Source organism: Delftia lacustris, from assembly GCF_040267515.1.
GTDB lineage: Bacteria > Pseudomonadota > Gammaproteobacteria > Burkholderiales > Burkholderiaceae_C > Comamonas > Comamonas tsuruhatensis.
In genome coordinates this window covers 822,980-839,610 of record NZ_CP141274.1, presented here as the reverse complement: position 1 = coordinate 839,610, position 16,631 = coordinate 822,980, and the positions used below count along the sequence as shown (strand labels likewise).

8 protein-coding genes and 1 pseudogene are annotated in these 16,631 nt (G+C 66.1%); 5 read left to right on the top strand and 4 right to left on the bottom strand.

Going from position 1 to position 16,631, the window contains the following annotated elements:
* Window positions 1-20: 20 nt before the first annotated feature.
* Both U6958_RS05320 and U6958_RS05315 read left to right on the top strand, forming a co-directional pair.
* Window positions 21-1,349 (top strand): MFS transporter, encoded by a 1,329-nt coding sequence (locus U6958_RS05320; RefSeq protein ID WP_016450054.1) that lies wholly within the window; start codon window positions 21-23, stop codon window positions 1,347-1,349.
* Between the two features lie 180 nt (window positions 1,350-1,529).
* Window positions 1,530-2,390, top strand: coding sequence for a hypothetical protein (locus tag U6958_RS05315; protein ID WP_074922503.1), 861 nt, complete (start codon window positions 1,530-1,532; stop codon window positions 2,388-2,390).
* A gap of 21 nt (window positions 2,391-2,411) precedes the next feature.
* Here the strand turns inward: U6958_RS05315 and U6958_RS05310 are convergent, their stop codons facing one another.
* Entirely contained in the window at window positions 2,412-3,377 is a 966-nt protein-coding gene (locus U6958_RS05310) for a LysR family transcriptional regulator (RefSeq protein WP_074922505.1), read from the bottom strand.
* Window positions 3,378-3,506: 129 nt separating this feature from the next.
* Here U6958_RS05310 and U6958_RS05305 point away from each other — a divergent pair.
* Window positions 3,507-4,684: pseudogene (locus U6958_RS05305) on the top strand (MFS transporter).
* Between the two features lie 3 nt (window positions 4,685-4,687).
* Here the strand turns inward: U6958_RS05305 and uvrA are convergent.
* From uvrA to U6958_RS05290, 3 genes are all read right to left on the bottom strand, one after another.
* Window positions 4,688-10,645, bottom strand: a complete 5,958-nt coding sequence (gene uvrA, locus U6958_RS05300; RefSeq protein WP_074922507.1) for an excinuclease ABC subunit UvrA — start codon at window positions 10,643-10,645, stop codon at window positions 4,688-4,690.
* Window positions 10,646-11,076: 431 nt separating this feature from the next.
* Window positions 11,077-12,066: a porin gene (locus U6958_RS05295; RefSeq protein WP_016450048.1), complete on the bottom strand. Its 990-nt coding sequence runs from the start codon at window positions 12,064-12,066 to the stop codon at window positions 11,077-11,079.
* 412 nt (window positions 12,067-12,478) lie between these two features.
* Window positions 12,479-14,161: an MFS transporter gene (locus U6958_RS05290; RefSeq protein WP_047218436.1), complete on the bottom strand. Its 1,683-nt coding sequence runs from the start codon at window positions 14,159-14,161 to the stop codon at window positions 12,479-12,481.
* A 303-nt stretch (window positions 14,162-14,464) separates the two neighbouring features.
* Here U6958_RS05290 and U6958_RS05285 point away from each other — a divergent pair, with 303 nt between their 5' ends.
* Complete coding sequence (locus U6958_RS05285) at window positions 14,465-14,773, top strand: DUF485 domain-containing protein (RefSeq protein ID WP_012207753.1); 309 nt, start codon at window positions 14,465-14,467, stop codon at window positions 14,771-14,773.
* Window positions 14,770-16,503, top strand: coding sequence for a cation acetate symporter (locus U6958_RS05280; protein ID WP_074922511.1), 1,734 nt, complete (start codon window positions 14,770-14,772; stop codon window positions 16,501-16,503). Before U6958_RS05285 ends, U6958_RS05280 begins: the two co-directional genes overlap by 4 nt.
* Window positions 16,504-16,631 lie beyond the last annotated feature (128 nt).

Below are 16,631 nucleotides of genomic sequence, written 5' to 3'. Positions count from 1 at the left end.
ACAGACAACCAGGAGACAGCATGACGACGGCAACCGATCCCAGGGTCATCCGCAAGGTGGTGACCTCCGCGCTCATCGGCGCAACCATCGAGTGGTATGACTTCTTCCTGTACGGCGTGGTCGCCGGCATCGTGTTCAGCAAGCTGTACTTTCCCAGCGACGATCCGCTGATCTCCACGCTGCTGGCCTACACCACCTTTGCCGTGGGCTTCGTCACACGGCCGCTGGGCGGGGTGATCTTCGGGCACTTCGGCGACCGCGTGGGACGCAAGAGCATCCTGGTGGTCACGCTGATGATCATGGGCGTGTCCACCTTCCTGATCGGCCTGCTGCCCACGCATGCGCAGATCGGCGTGGCCGCGCCCATCCTGCTGCTGCTGCTGCGCGTGGCCCAGGGCATAGGCCTGGGCGGCGAATGGGGCGGCGCCGTGCTCATGGCCTACGAATACGCGCCCAAGGAAAAGCGGGGCTTCTATGCCTCCCTGCCCCAGGTGGGCCTGGCCATCGGCCTGTTCATGGCCTCGGGCGTGGTGGCCCTGCTGTCCTGGCTGTGTACCGAAGAGCAATTCATGGCCTGGGGCTGGCGCGTCGCGTTCCTGATCTCGGGCCTGATGGTGGCCGTGGGCATGTACATCCGCCTGCATGTGAAGGAGACGCCCGAATTCGCGGCCGTCAAGGCACGCAATGCCGAGACCGCGATTCCCTTCATGGACATGATGCGGCGCTATCCGGGCAATGTGCTCAAGGGCATGGGCGCACGCTATATCGACGGCGTTTTCTTCAATGTCTTCGGCGTGTTCTCGATCAGCTACCTGACCTCCACCCTGCAGATCAGCCGCACCGACGCATTGATCGGCGTGATGGTCGCCGCCGTGGTGATGTGCTTCACGATTCCGCTGTTCGGCCGCCTGTCCGACCGCCTGGGCCGCAGCCGCGTGTATCTGTGGGGATCGCTGATCACCGCGGTCTCTGCCTTCCCGGCCTTCTGGCTCATGGCCCACAGCGGCGGCAATGTGCTGCTGATATGGATCGCCATCGTCGTGCCCTTCGGCATTCTCTACGCGGCGGTCTACGGTCCCGAAGCCGCCCTCTTCTGCGACCTGTTCGACGCCAAGGTGCGCTACACCGGCATTTCCTTCGTCTACCAGTTCTCGGGGATCTTCGCGTCCGGCATCACGCCCATCATTGCGACGGCGCTGGTCAAGACGGCCGGTGGCAGCCCGTGGCTGGTGTGCCTGTATGTGGTGTTTGCGGGAGCGGTATCGGCCTGGTGTGCCTGGGCGATCGGGCGGGATGGACAGGGTGCCCGCGCCTTTCGGCCCGTGGGCAATGCCAGGGCAGGCCTGTGAATGGATGGAACTCGGGCGCTTTCAAGAAGTTTGAATACGCACGCTGGAAAACACATTGCCGGCGTACGAACCCATTTCAGGGACTCCAGCAAAAGCCACTCAAAACCATCGCACTGTTTCTATTTGTAAAGACGATGGCTAGAATGCCCATGCATTTTCTTAATCAGACAGAGAGGGACCATGTTCAAGAAAGCATTGGCAGCAGCCATCTTGCTGGGCTGCGGCCTGGCGCACGCATTCATGCCCAGCAATGGCACCTGGGTCGTGACTTCCGAACTCAACGGCAAGCCGGGTCGCGGGCTGGCCATCGATGCACAGAACGGCACGCTGGTCATGCAGATGTATGCCTACGAGCCCAGCGGCCAGCCCACCTTCTACATGACCTCGGGCGCGCTGACCAATAACCGCTTTGCCGCTCCGCTGATCCGCTACAAGGGCGGCCGCTTTCTGGGCAGCGGCCCGATGTCGGGCTCCGAAGACCGGAACATGGGCCAGGTCAGCATGCGCTTCACCAGCGGCGTGTCGGGTTTCATCACGCTGCCCGGCGAACAGGAAGTGGCGATTTCGCGTTTCAACTTCGGTTACCCCGCCGTGGCATCCAGCCTGAGGGGACTCTGGGCGCTGACTTCGTTCGGCAGCGAAGGCGTTGCTTCCGAAGTGGTGAATATGCAGCTGCAAACGCCTGCCACCGCGAACGGCAATGGCCTGATGGAAACGGCGGACAGGCTGTTTGGTTGCGAACACCAGATCCGGGGCAATCTGGCGGGCGGCGTCCTGTGCGTTAAGGTCAACAACTACGGCCAATTGCTGCGCTCCTACTACTTCGTCTACAGCGTGAACGAGGGTGAAGGCAGCTCCCGCACCAATGGCACCCGCCCCGAACAGGTGCTGGTGGTCAAACGCCTGCTTGACCCGAAGGGCGTGGGTACAGGCATCGTCTACGCGGCCGACGCACCCGTGGACCCAGTGCCCACCGTGCTGCACGACATCATCGAGAACCTGTCCTTCAACGCCGCCCCGCTGGCCGCCACGCAGGAATGACGAAGAAGCAGCCGGCTCGCCTCAGGGCAGCGCCGGCAGCTGCTCCGCATGCCGCAGGTCCACATGCGCCTGCAGGAAGTCGAGCACGGCGCGCGTGCGCGGGGGCAGGCGGTCGGGCTTGCCCAGGTAGACGGCGTGGATGGGTTCCAGGTCGCCCGTGTTGAATTCCTCCAGCACAGGCACCAGCCGGCCGGCGAGCACGTCGGCCCAGGCGTGGTACAGCGACAGGCGGGCCAGGCCCGTGCCGTGCAGCGCCAGCTCGCGCATCACATCGCCGTCGTTGACGCGCACCACCTCCCCGATATCGACGGCCACGCGCTGGCCGTCCACCAGAAACGGCCAGTGCGGTATGGCGCGCTGGTAGCTCCAGCCCAGGCGCACATGGTGGCCCAGCTCGTCTGGATGCAGGGGCCTGCCCATGCGGGCCAGGTACTCCGGTGAGGCCAGGATGACCTGCCGCGTGTGGCCCAGCAGCCGCGCGACCATGTCCGAGGGCGGAAGCTGGCCCCAGCGCACGGCGATGTCGGTGCCGGCCTCGACCAGGTCCACGATCTGGTCCGTGAAGCTCAGTTCCAGGCTCAGCCCGGGATGGCGCTGAAGCAATTGCGGCACCAGGGGCACGAGCAGCATTTTTCCGGTCGATGAGCTGGTGTTGATGCGCACCAGGCCGCGCGGCTCGCTGCGCACGGCCACGCAGGCCTCCAGTTCCTCCAGGTCGGCCAGCACGCGCTTGCCGCGCTCGAACAGCTGGCAGCCTTCGGGCGTGAGATGCAGGCGCCGCGTGCTGCGCTGCAGCAGCTGCACGCCCAGGCGCGCCTCCAGCCGCGACATGCTTTTGCTCACGGCCGAGGGGGAGATGCCCAGGTGGCGCGCAGCGGCCGAGAGGCTGCCGCGCTCGGCGACCAGGATCAGCATTTCCAGCTCGGCAAAGCGTTTGGCATCGGCGCTGCCCGTGTCGGCGGCGGCGAGAGGAACAAGTGCGGGCATGGTGTCTCCGAGAAAAGGATCATCTATTCCACACAGGAACAGATCCGTTTCCATTATTCCATCTACACAAAGGTATGTTGCAGTGCGACATTACTGGACCTCACACCAAGGATCACAAGGAATCCGTCCATGCCTCTTTCCCTACTCGCCCTGGCGGCCGGTGCCTTTGGCATCGGCACCACGGAATTCATCATCATGGGCCTGCTGACACAGGTCAGCCAGGATCTTCACATCAGCATTCCCACGGCGGGCTCGCTGATTTCGGGCTACGCCATCGGCGTGGCCGTAGGCGCGCCCGTGCTCACGCTGCTGACGCGCCAATGGCCGCGCAAGCGCCTGCTGCTGGCGCTGATGCTGATCTTCATCGCCGGCAACCTGGCCGCCGCGTTCGCGCCCAGCTATGAATGGCTGATGTCGGCGCGCGTGCTGACCTCGCTGACCCACGGCACCTTCTTCGGCGTGGGCGCCGTGGTGGCCACGGGACTGGTGCCGGTGGACAAGAAGGCGTCGGCGATTGCGCTGATGTTCTCGGGCCTGACCCTGGCCACCCTGCTGGGCGTGCCTGCCGGCGCCTGGATCGGCCAGATGTTCGGCTGGCGCAGCGCCTTCCTGGCCGTGGCCGCGATCGGCGTGCTGGCCTTTGCCATCCTGGCCGCCTTCGTGCCGCGCGACCAGGGCCGCCCCGAGGTCACGCCGCTGGCACAGGAGCTGGCCGTGCTGGCCAACGGCCAGGTCTGGCTGGGCCTGGGCATCACGGCCTTCGGCTTTGCGGGTGTGTTTGCGCTCTACACCTATGTGGAGCCGCTGCTGACCCAGGTGACCCGCATGGGCGACAGCCTGGTGGCACTGACCCTGCTGCTGTTCGGCGCGGGCCTGGCCGCAGGCAATCTGCTGGGCGGCAAGCTGGCCGACCGGGGCGTGATGCGCGCCCTGGTGTGGAGCATTGCGGCGCTGATGGTGGTGCTGGCGGCAGGCCGCTGGGCCTTCGGGAACCAGGCCGTGGCCATGGCCTATGTGATCGTGCTGGGCATCGTGGCCTTCGCCACGGTGGCCCCCATGCAGATGCGCGTGCTGGACCAGGCCGGCCCCCAGGGCGCAACCTGGTCTCCAGCCTGAACATTGCGGCCTTCAACCTGGGCAACGCCCTGGGTGCCTGGGTCGGCGGCCTGGCCCTGGCCGGTGGCCTGGGCCTGGTCAACCTGGGCTGGGCCGCCGCCGCGCTGACGGCCGTGGGCCTGGTGCTGGTCTTCTGGAGCAGCCGCCTGCCCGCAGGCTCCGCACGCAGCGCAGGTGTGGCCTGCGCCTGAGGCTCAACGGGCCAGCACGGGCTTGAGCGCCTTGCCCGTATGCGTGCCCGCAGCCACCAGATCCTCGGGCGTGCCGGCCGCAATGATGCGGCCGCCGTCCTTTCCGCCTTCGGGGCCGAGGTCGATGATCCAGTCGGCCTCGGCGATCACGTCCAGGTCATGCTCGATGACGACCACGCTGTGGCCCGCATCGACCAGGCGGTGCAGCACGCGGATGAGCTTGTCCACGTCGGCCATGTGCAGGCCCACCGTGGGTTCGTCCAGCACATAGAGCGTGTGCGGCGCCTTGTTGCCGCGCCGGGTCACGTCGTCGCGCACCTTGGTCAGCTCGGTGACGAGCTTGATGCGCTGGGCTTCGCCGCCCGACAGCGTGGGCGAGGGCTGGCCCAGCGTGAGATAGCCCAGGCCCACGTCCTTGAGCAACTGCAGCGGGTGGGCGATGCTGGGCATGCTGGCGAAGAACTCGACGGCCTCGTCCACCTCCATCTGCAGCACATCGCCAATGCTCTTGCCGCGCCAGGAGACGGCCAGGGTCTCGGGGTTGAAGCGCGCGCCGTGGCAGACCTCGCAGGGCACCTTCACGTCGGGCAGGAAGCTCATCTCGATGGTGCGCATGCCCTGGCCCTCGCAGGCCGGGCAGCGGCCTTCGCCGGTGTTGAACGAGAAGCGGCCGGCCGCGTAGCCGCGCGCCTTGGCCTCCAGCGTTTCGGCATAGAGCTTGCGGATGGTGTCCCAGAAGCCGATGTAGGTGGCCGGGCAGCTGCGCGGGGTCTTGCCGATGGGGGTCTGGTCCACTTCCAGCACGCGGTCAATGCCTTCGAAGCCCTGCAGGCCCTTGCAGCCCGACAGCGCAGGCGCCTTGCCCGCGTCCATGGCATCGCGCCCGGCCTTGGTGGCGCGCTGGCCCACCCAGGCGGCCACATTGGCCAGCATCACGTCGCGCGCCAGCGTGGACTTGCCCGAGCCGCTGACGCCGGTGACGGCCACCAGGCGCTTGAGCGGCACGCGCGCATCCACGTTCTGCAGGTTGTGCAAATGGGCGCCGCGCACGGTCAGCCAGCCCAGCGCGTCGGAGGCGGGTTCGGCTTCGACAACGACAGGCGCGGCCTTCTTTTTGGATTTGGATACCTTGACAGGCGCGGGTTCCGGCACCGGTTCGGCCACGGCGGCAAGCTCGGCGGCCGCCTGCGGCGGCTGGCCTTCGCCCACCCAGCGGCGCGGCTGGAACGGGTGGCGCATGGCATGCAGCAGGTAGCGGCCCGTGATGGAGTCCTCGGCCGCCATGATGTCGGCCGCCGTGCCCTGGGCCACGAGGCGGCCGCCGCGTATGCCGGCGCTGGGGCCGATGTCGATGATGTGGTCGGCGCGGCGGATGGTGTCCTCGTCATGCTCGACCACGACCAGGGTGTTGCCCTTGTCGCCCAGCTTGTGCAGGGCGTTGAGCAGGATCTGGTTGTCGCGCGCATGCAGGCCGATGGTGGGCTCGTCCAGCACATAGCAGACGCCCTGCAGGTTGCTGCCCAGTTGCGCGGCCAGGCGGATGCGCTGGGCCTCGCCGCCCGACAGCGTGGGCGCGCCACGGTCCAGCGTCAGGTAGCCCAGGCCCACTTCCTCCAGGAATTCGAGGCGGCTCTGGATCTCGGGGATGAGGTCGCGCGCAATATCGGCCTCGCGGCCCGACATCGCCAGCGCCTGCACCCATTGGCGCACGTCGTTGACCGACAGCTGGGCGATCTCGGCAATGCCCACGCCATGGAAGCGCACGGCGCGCGCCGTGGCGTTCAGGCGTGTGCCCTGGCAGGTGGGGCAGGTCACTTCGGCCAGGTCTTCGATTTCCTGGCCTTCGAACTTGACTTCGCGGCCCCGGTTGTCCTCGACCAGCAGGGTGTCGTCATAGACCTTGCGCTGGTCCTTGGTGAGCTTGACGCCCGTGCCCACGCAGTCAGGGCACCAGCCGTGCTTGCTGTTGTAGGAAAACAGGCGCGGGTCCAGCTCGGCATAGCTGGTGGCACAGACCGGGCAGGCGCGCTGGGTGGAGAACACCTGCAGGCTGCCGATGCCGGCCGTGCTCCGGCCGCCGGCCATGGCATCGGCCAGGTTGTCCAGGCCGGACAGCACATGCAGCACGCCCTTGCCTGTTTCCAGCGCCTGCGCCAGGTGGCCGCGCAGCTCGCGCTCGCTGGCCGCCGTGACGGTGACGCTGGCCACGGGCAGCTCGATGGTGTGTTCCTTGAAGCGGTCGATGCGCGGGAATCCCGTGGTGGGCAGGAATTCGCCGTCCACGCGCAGATGGGTGTAGCCGCGCGGCCGTGCCCAGTCGGCCAGCTCGGTATAGACGCCCTTGCGGTTGACCACCAGCGGTGCCAGCAGGCCGATGGTCTGGCCCCGGAACTGCGTGAGCAGCTGGGCCGCGATGCTTTCCTCCGTCTGCGGCTGCACGGCGGCGCCGTCGTGGATGCAGTGCTGCGTGCCCAGCTTGACGTAGAGCAGGCGCAGGAAGTGCCAGACCTCGGTGGTCGTGCCCACGGTGGACTTGCGCCCGCCGCGCGACAGGCGCTGCTCGATGGCCACGGTGGGCGGAATGCCGTAGACGGCATCCACCTCGGGCCGGCCCGCAGGCTGGACGATGGAGCGCGCATAGGCGTTGAGCGATTCCAGGTAGCGTCGCTGCCCTTCGTTGAACAGGATGTCGAAGGCCAGCGTGGACTTGCCCGAGCCCGAGACGCCCGTCACCACGTTGAACTTGCCGCGCGGGATCTCCACCGACAGCTGCTTGAGGTTGTGCTCCTTGGCGTTGACGATCTCGATGGCATTCCTGGCGGCCGCCCCCGACATGGCATGCGCCTTGCGCTGGCTCTTGTAGAGCATGGGGGCGACCTCGCGCACGGCCTCGCCGCCCACGCCCATGGCCAGGTCGTACTCGCGCAGGGCCTGGGCCGTGTGCGAGCCAGGCACCTGGCGCACCTCCTCGGGCGTGCCCTGGGCCACGATGGCGCCGCCGCCGTCGCCGCCTTCGGGACCGAGGTCGATCAGCCAGTCGCTGGCACGGATCACGTCCAGGTTGTGCTCGATGACGATCAGCGAATGGCCGGCCTCCAGCAGCTTGCGCAGCGCGCGCATGAGCTTGGCGATGTCGTCGAAGTGCAGGCCCGTGGTGGGCTCGTCGAACAGGAACAATGTGCCCTTCTTGGCCAGCGCCTGCTTCGACTTGGCCTGGGACTTGGCCGCCTCGGCCAGAAAGCCCGCGAGCTTGAGGCGCTGGGCCTCGCCGCCCGACAGCGTGGGCACGGGCTGGCCCAGCTTCACGTATTCAAGGCCCACATCGACGATGGGCTGCAGGGCGCGGATGACCTCGCGGTCCTGGGCGAACAGCAGGGCCGCCTCGGCCACGGTGAGCTCCAGCACATCGGCCACGTTGAGCTTGCGCGGCTGCAACTCGCCGGCCGCGTGGCGCTCGATCGTGACTTCCAGGATCTCGGGGCGGTAGCGCGTGCCGTTGCAGTCGGGGCAGCGCAGGTAGACATCGGAGAGGAACTGCATCTCCACATGCTCGAAGCCCGAGCCGCCGCAGGTGGGGCAACGGCCGTCGCCGCTGTTGAAGCTGAACTTGGCGGCCGTGTAGCCGCGCTGGCGCGACAGCGGCGCAATGGCGAACAGCTCGCGGATGGAGTCCCAGGCGCCCACGTAGCTGGCCGGGTTGGAGCGCGCCGTCTTGCCGATGGGCGACTGGTCCACGAACATCACGTCGCTCAGGTGGTCGGCGCCCAGCAGGCGCTCGAAGGCGCCGGCCGCATCCGTGGGCTTGCCGAAGTGGCGCATCAGCGCGGGCACCAGCACGTCCTGGATCAGCGTGGACTTGCCCGAGCCGCTGACGCCGGTGATGGTGACCAGGCGCTGCAGCGGAAAGTCCACGTCGATGCTGCGCAGGTTGTGCTCGCGCGCGCCTTCGAGGATGAGGCGCGGCGTGGACTCGGTCACCATGCGCTTGAGGCCGAAGCCCACCTGCTTGCGGCCGCCCAGGTAGGCGCCGGTCAGCGTGTCGGCATGGCGCAGGTCGTCGGGCGTGCCGTCGAAGACGATCTGGCCGCCGCGCGCGCCGGGGCCGGGGCCCATGTCGATCATGCGGTCGGCCGCGAACATCACGGCCGGGTCATGCTCGACCACGACCAGGGTGTTGCCTGCATCGCGCAGGCGCTGCATGGCCTCGGTGATGCGTTCCATGTCGCGCGGGTGCAGGCCGATGCTGGGCTCGTCGAGCACGAACAGGGTGTTGACCAGCGAGGTGCCCAGGGCCGTGGTCAGGTTGATGCGCTGCACCTCGCCGCCCGACAGCGTACGGCTCTGGCGGTCCAGCGTGAGGTAGCCGATGCCCACGTCGCACAGGTACTGCACGCGCGCCATGATTTCGGCGTGCAGCATCTTGAGGGCCTGGGCCTCGCCGTCATGCAGCGGGGCATCGGCAGCCGGCGCCAGCTGCTGGAAGAAATCACGCAGCCGCACCAGGGGCAGCTGCATCAGGTCGTGCAGGCACAGGCCCGGCAGCGCGTCCAGCTGCTCGCGGCTCCAGGCCACGCCCTTCGGCATGAAGCGGCGGTAGCGGCCTTCGTCGCCGGGCGGCAGCACGGCATCGGCGGCCTGCTTGCCGCCCAGGCGCCACAGCAGGCTTTCGGTCTTCAGCCGCGCGCCGCCGCAGGTGGGGCATTCGGTATAGCTGCGGTACTTGGACAGCAGCACCCGGATGTGCATCTTGTAGGCCTTGCTCTCCAGGTATTCGAAGAAGCGCTTGATGCCGTACCAGGTCTGGGTCCACTTGCCATTCCAGTTGGGCGAGCCGTCCAGCACCCAGCTTTTCTGCGCGTCGGTGAGCTTGGCCCAGGCCGTGTCGCGCGGAATGCCTTCGGCCTCGGCGTGGCGCATCATGTCGTCCTGGATCTCCTTCCAGGCCGGTGTCTGCACGGGCTTGATGGCACCCGTGCGCAGGGTGAGCTTGTCGTTGGGGATGACCAGCCCCCAGTCCACGCCGATCACGCGGCCAAAGCCCCGGCAGGCCTCGCAGGCGCCCACGGCGGAGTTGAAGGAGAACAGCGAGGGAATCGGCTCCTGGTAGCTCAGGCCGCTTTCGGGGCAGTGCAGGCCCAGCGAGAACTTCCACAGCTGGGGCTCGGTGGGCTGGGCACCTGCGGCTTCCACGGCGGATTCAGGCAGCACATAGACCGTCATGTGGCCGCTGCCGCGCTTGAGTGCCACCTCGATGGCCTCGTAGGCGCGGGCACGCTCGACGTTGCCCAGGCGGAAGCGGTCGGCCACCACGTCCAGCATCTTGACCTTGAGCGGCGCCGCCGCCTTGGCCTTCTTGCCCTTGGCGTCTGCGGCAGGCTCCACGGCGCCGGCCTTCTCGGCCTCGCGCTCGGCCTGGACCTTGGTGAAGCCGCTGGCCGACAGCCATTGCTCCACCTCGGCGGCCGTGGTGTTGGCGGGCAGCTCGACGGGGAAGGTGATGGCGATGCGCGGATCACCGGCCTGCCGGCAACGCTCGGCCAGCTCCTCCAGCACGCTGTCGGGCGTGTCGTGGCGCACGGGCACGGCGGTGTCGCGGTCGAACAGCTGCGCCGCACGCGCGAACAGCAGCTTCAGGTGGTCGTTGAGCTCGGTCATCGTGCCCACGGTGGAGCGCGAGTTGCGGACGGGATTGGTCTGGTCGATGGCGATGGCCGGCGGCACACCTTCCACACGGTCCACGGCCGGCTTGTCCATGCGGTCCAGGAACTGCCGCGCATAGGCCGAGAAGGTCTCGACATAGCGGCGCTGGCCTTCGGCATACAGGGTATCGAACACCAGACTGGACTTGCCCGAGCCGCTGGGCCCCGTGACCACGGTCAGCTCGCCGGTACGGATGTCGAGATCCAGGTTCTGGAGATTGTGCTGGCGTGCGCCGCGAATTCGAATCAGACCGTGCGTCATGGATGTTGTGTGGTCAGTGGGAGCCAAACATTCTAGGCAGTCCATGCGTCAGGCATCGGACGCTTCTCAATACCTGTATTTTCATACAGGTTAAACACAAAACGCCTCCTCAACAAATCCGCGCGACCATAAAAAAACCCCGGAACCAGTCCGGGGCTCGTGCCTCTTTCAAGGCCTTACTTGGCCATCTGCACGGAGGCAGGCATGGCCTGCCCGTCCGGCACGCCCTTCACCTGGGTGATGGCCAGCAGCGACACGACAACAAAGGCCAGGCAACCGGCCGCGATGATCCTCATGGGTATTTCCTTGATCAGGCTGTGAAAAGACGGGCCCAGACAAAAAGGCCCCGCACCTTTCGGTACGAGGCCTGATGGCAGGCAGGTGCTGATTGGAACAGACCTGCTTTGCTCGCGGCTTACGCCGCGCGGCGATCAGAATGCGTGGCGCACACCGACGGCGAAGGACGAGAAGTCCGCGCCCTTCACGCCGGTCATGTAGTTGGCGCCGGCCTTGTTGTCCACCTTGGTGTAGTAGCCGTAGACCTTGGTGCGCTTGCTCAGGTTGTAGTTGTAGCCCAGGGTCCACTGGTTGGCGCCGGAGTCGGCAATGTTGCTCCACTTGTTGGCGTGGCCCAGGTTCACGTGGAACTCGGAAGCGCCCAGGGTGTACATGCCCGACAGACGGAAGTTGTTGCGCGTGCCGCGGATTTCTTCGTCGTTGCGCTGGTAGTAGCCGCCCAGCACGAACTGGCCGAGAGTGTAGGCAGCGCGGAAGGCCAGCTGCTTGTCTTCGTCGAACTGGCTGTAGCCGGCGCCCAGGGCCAGGGGGCCCACGTTGTAGTTGGCGGCCAGGTCGTAGCCGTTCTTCTTCTTGGCCAGGGCGGTGGCCTTCTCGTGCATGGAGACCGAGCCTTCCACCGTCAGGCCGCCGAAGTTGGGCGTGGTGTAGGAGATCTTGTTGGCGGTGCCCAGGCCGCTGGCGAACCAGACGGGATCGAAGTACAGCGCGTCGGAAGACGAACCCGTGTCATGGTTGTGCATGCTCACGTAGTCGGCCGTGGCGAAGTACGAGCCGGGGAAGAAGTTGCCCAGGCGCAGCATACCGAAGTTGCCCGACAGGTTCACTTCGCTCTGGCGGCCGAAGGTCAGCGCGCCGGTGGAGGAGGAGCCCATGCCGGTGTCGGAAGCGAAGCCGCTTTCCAGCACGAAGCCGGCCTTCAGGCCGCCGCCCAGATCTTCGACACCGCGCATGCCCCAACGCGAGGAGTTGTTCTCCATCTTGCTGACGCTTTCGTCACCGATCTTCTGGCGCTCGATCGTGGTGTTGATACGGCCATAGATCGTGACGCTGCTTTGCGCCATCACGGTGGTGGAACCCAGCACGGCCAGCACGGCCAGGGCAACGCGGTTCATCTTGATCATCTCGGCATCTCCTTGGGATTGTTGAGTGGGTATTCTTGAAATCTCAGGGCCGACTCCGGCTCTAGATCAGTGCCATTTGCGGCTGCTGCGAATTCTAGGTGCGGGCATGTCAAAAAATGTACGGCCGCCTCTGAAAATGCGCGATCTGATGCTTTGCTGCCACAGGCATGACATGGAAAACCAGTAGAAGCGCCATACGAAAAAAGCCCATGGCAAACCGCCATGGGCTTTCGTCAATGCAGCGCCACAAAACACAGTCGGATACTGCGCACACCGCATGCAACCGGCGCGGCCCAACTCAGAGACGCCGAGCAAGAGCCGCCTCGCGGCGAGGGCGTCGTCCCCCTCCCGCGAAGCGAGAGAGGGCGCCGTGCATACGGGGGAAGGCGCGTCAGCGCCTCAGGGGGAGCCCTCAATCATTCGCGTAGATATCCACATCCTTGGTCTCGCGCAGGAACAGCGTGCCGATGATGGCCGTGGCGCCCGCGATGACGATGGGATACCAGAGGCCGCTGTACATGTTGCCGGTCTGGGCCACGATGGCGAACGACATGGTGGGCAGCAGGCCGCCGAACCAGCCATTGCCGATGTGGTACGGCAGGCTCATGGAGGTATAGCGGATGCGGGTGGGGAACAGCTCCACCAGCATGGCGGCGATGGGGCCGTAGACCATGGTCACGAGGATGACCAGGTAGGTCAGGATGGCGACCATCATCACCTTGTTCATCTTCGTGGGGTCGGCCTTGGTGGGATAGCCGTCCTCGGCCAGCACCTTGGCCACGGTCTTCTTGAACTCGGCGTCCTTGGCCTTGGCTTCCTCGGGGCTCAGGCCCTTGACGGAGAACGAGGGGATCTCGGTGCTGCCGATGCGGATGAAGGCCGTCTTGCCGGGCGCTGCGTCCTCGGAGTCATAGCTGACCGAGCCGGCGGCCAGCAGCTGCTTGGCCACGTCGCAGGAACTGGTGAACTTGGAAGTGCCCGTGGGATTGAACTGGAACGAGCATTCCTTGGGATCGGCAACGATCACCACCTTGCTCTTGGCCTGGGCCGCGGCCAGGTCGGGGTTGGCCGCTTCGGTCAGCGCCTTGAACACGGGGAAGTAGGTCACCACGGCCAGCACGCAGCCCAGCATGATGATGGGCTTGCGGCCTATCTTGTCGGACAGCGAACCGAAGATCACGAAGAACGGCGTGCCGATGATCAGTGCCGCCGCGATCAGCAGGTTGGCCGTCACCGCATCGACCTTGAGCTGCTGGGTCAGGAAGAACAGCGCATAGAACTGGCCCGTGTACCAGACGACAGCCTGGCCGGCGGTCAGGCCGATCAGCGCCAGGATCACGATCTTGAGGTTGCGCCACTGGCCGAAGGACTCGGACAGCGGAGCCTTGGAGACCTTGCCCTCGGCCTTCATCTTCTGGAAGGCTGGCGACTCGGACAGCGTCATGCGGATCCACACCGAGATGCCCAGCAGCACGATGGACAGCAGGAAGGGAATGCGCCAGCCCCAGTCCGCGAAGGCCTGCTCGCCGATGGAGGTGCGCACGCCCAGGATCACCAGCAGCGACAGGAACAGGCCCAGCGTTGCCGTGGTCTGTATCCACGAGGTGTAGGCGCCGCGCTTGCCGTGCGGCGCGTGCTCGGCCACATAGGTGGCCGCACCGCCGTACTCGCCGCCCAGGGCCAGGCCCTGCAGCATGCGCAGGCCGATGAGGATCACCGGCGCCGCCACGCCGATGCTGGCGTAGGTGGGCAGGATGCCGACGATGAAGGTCGACAGGCCCATGATCAGGATGGTCACGAGGAAGGTGTACTTGCGCCCGATCATGTCGCCCAGCCGCCCGAACACCAGTGCGCCGAAGGGCCGCACGATGAAGCCGGCCGCGAAGGCCAGCAGCGCGAAGATGAAGGCCGATCCCGCATCGAGCCCGCTGAAGAATTGCTTGGCGATGATGGCCGCCAGCGATCCGTAGAGATAGAAGTCGTACCACTCGAATACCGTGCCTAGCGACGAGGCAAAGATCACCTTGCGTTCTTCCGGAGTCATGGGCCGCGGGGTCGCCTTGACCCCCGCGCCTTGCGATGCGTTGATAGCCATGTCTGTCTCCTTGATTTATTGAATATTTAGCGGGCTTGCCATAGGCCCGCCGATTCACTATCCGCCTGCCTGCTGACGCGAATCTGACTCACCTCTTACAGAAATTGACGGCGAACTGAACGATTTCTTACTAACTCAGCAGCAACCCTGATGCCGTCTTTTTCCATGTGAAAAGCACCGTAAAAACCCTGGCAAACCATGCTGCACTGCGTAAGCACTCGGTCAGAAGCGCTTTCCAGAATGCGCCGCAAGGCTGCAGATCCATGGGGCTGCCGCCGCGATTCCAACTTCAGGAGACAAACCATGACCGATCCGGTGGTAGACAAGATACAGCGCCATCCCAAATACCAGGAGCTGCGGTCCAGACGCAATCGCCTGGGCCTTTTTCTGACGCTGCTGATGCTGGTCGTTTATTACGGCTATATCGCGCTGATTGCCTTCGACAAATCCTTTCTGGCCCAGCCCATTGGCGCGGGCGTGACCTCGCTGGGCATTCCTATCGCCATGGGCGTGATCGTGTTCTCGGTGATCGTCACCGGCCTCTACGTGCGCCGTGCCAATGGCGAGTACGACAAGCTCACCCAGGACATCCTGAAGGACGCCACGAAATGAAGAATTGCGCACAACGCATGCTGCTGGCGCCCGCCGTGGCGCTGGCCCTGACGGGGCCCGTGCTGGCCGCCGGCGGCGATGTCGGTGTGGCCGCCAAGCAGGCCACCAACTGGACCGCCATCATTCTCTTCACGGCCTTCGTCGTGGCCACGCTGTGGATCACCAAGTGGGCCGCGGGCCGCACCAAGTCGGCGGCCGATTTCTACACGGCCGGCGGCGGCATCACGGGCTTCCAGAACGGCCTGGCGATTGCGGGCGACTACATGTCGGCCGCCTCCTTCCTGGGCATCTCGGCCTCGGTCATGGCCAGCGGCTATGACGGCCTCATCTACTCCATCGGCTTCCTGGTGGGCTGGCCCATCCTGACCTTCCTGCTGGCCGAGCGCCTGCGCAACCTGGGCAAGTTCACCTTCGCCGACGTGGCCGGCTACCGCTTCTCCCAGACGCCGTTCCGCGCCTTCGCGGCCAGCGGCACGCTGGTGGTGGTGGCCTTCTACCTGATCGCGCAGATGGTGGGCGCGGGCCAGCTGATCAAGCTGCTGTTCGGCCTGGACTACTGGATCGCCGTGGTGCTGGTGGGCGGCCTGATGATGATCTACGTGCTGTTCGGCGGCATGACGGCCACGACCTGGGTGCAGATCATCAAGGCCTGCATGCTGCTGGCCGGCGTGACCTTCATGGGCTTCATGGTGCTGGCCAAGTACGGCTTCAGCCCCGAGGCGCTGTTCGCCGAAGGCGTGCGCGTGCGCTCCGAGATCGCTGCCAACAACGGCGCCGACCCCTCGGCCGCCGCCAAGGCGGGCCTGGCCATCATGGGCCCGGGCGGCTTCATCAAGGACCCGATCTCGGCCATCAGCTTCGGCATGGCGCTGATGTTCGGCACGCTGGGCCTGCCCCACATCCTGATGCGCTTCTTCACCGTGCCCGACGCCAAGGAAGCGCGCAAGAGCGTGTTCTGGGCCACGACCTGGATCGGCTACTTCTACGTGCTGATCTTCATCATCGGCTTCGGCGCCATCACCCTGGTGCTGACCAACCCCGAGATGGCCGACACGGTCAAGGGCGTGATCCACGGCGGCGCGGGCACGGCCAACATGGCGGCCGTGCTGGTGGCCAAGAGCGTGGGCGGCGACGTGTTCTACGGCTTCATCTCGGCCGTGGCCTTCGCCACCATCCTGGCCGTGGTCGCGGGCCTGACGCTGTCGGGCGCCTCGGCCGTGTCGCATGACCTGTACGCCACCGTGATCAAGAAGGGCAAGGCCGACAGCGCCGCCGAGCTGCGCGTCTCGCGCATCACCACGCTGACGTTGGGCGCCATCGCCGTGCTGCTGGGCATCGTGTTCGAGAAGCAGAACATCGCCTTCATGGTGTCGCTGGCCTTCGCGGTCGCGGCCTCGGCCAACTTCCCCCCGCTGCTGCTGTCGGTGCTGTGGAAGGACTGCACGACCAAGGGCGCCGTGATCGGCGGCTTCATGGGCCTGGCGTCCTCGGTGGGCCTGACCATCGTCTCGCCCCCGGTCTGGGAAGCCACGCTGGGCAACCCTGCAGGCTCGGCCTGGTTCCCCTATGCATCGCCCGCGCTGTTCTCCATGACCATCGGCTTCGTGGGCGTGTGGCTGTTCTCGGTGCTCGACAAGAGTGCCCAGGCCGCCAGGGAACGCGCCGTGTTCCCCGCGCAGCAGGTGCGTTCGGAAACGGGTCTGGGAGCTTCGGGCGCCTCCGGCCACTGAGCTGCCGAAGCGGCAACCACGCACAAGCCGGGCCATGCGCCCGGCTTTTTTTCATCCCTCGCCACACCAGAGACACTCAGTTTGATCGGCTGGAGAAGCCTTTTGAGCGGATGGGCGATGTCCTGCGT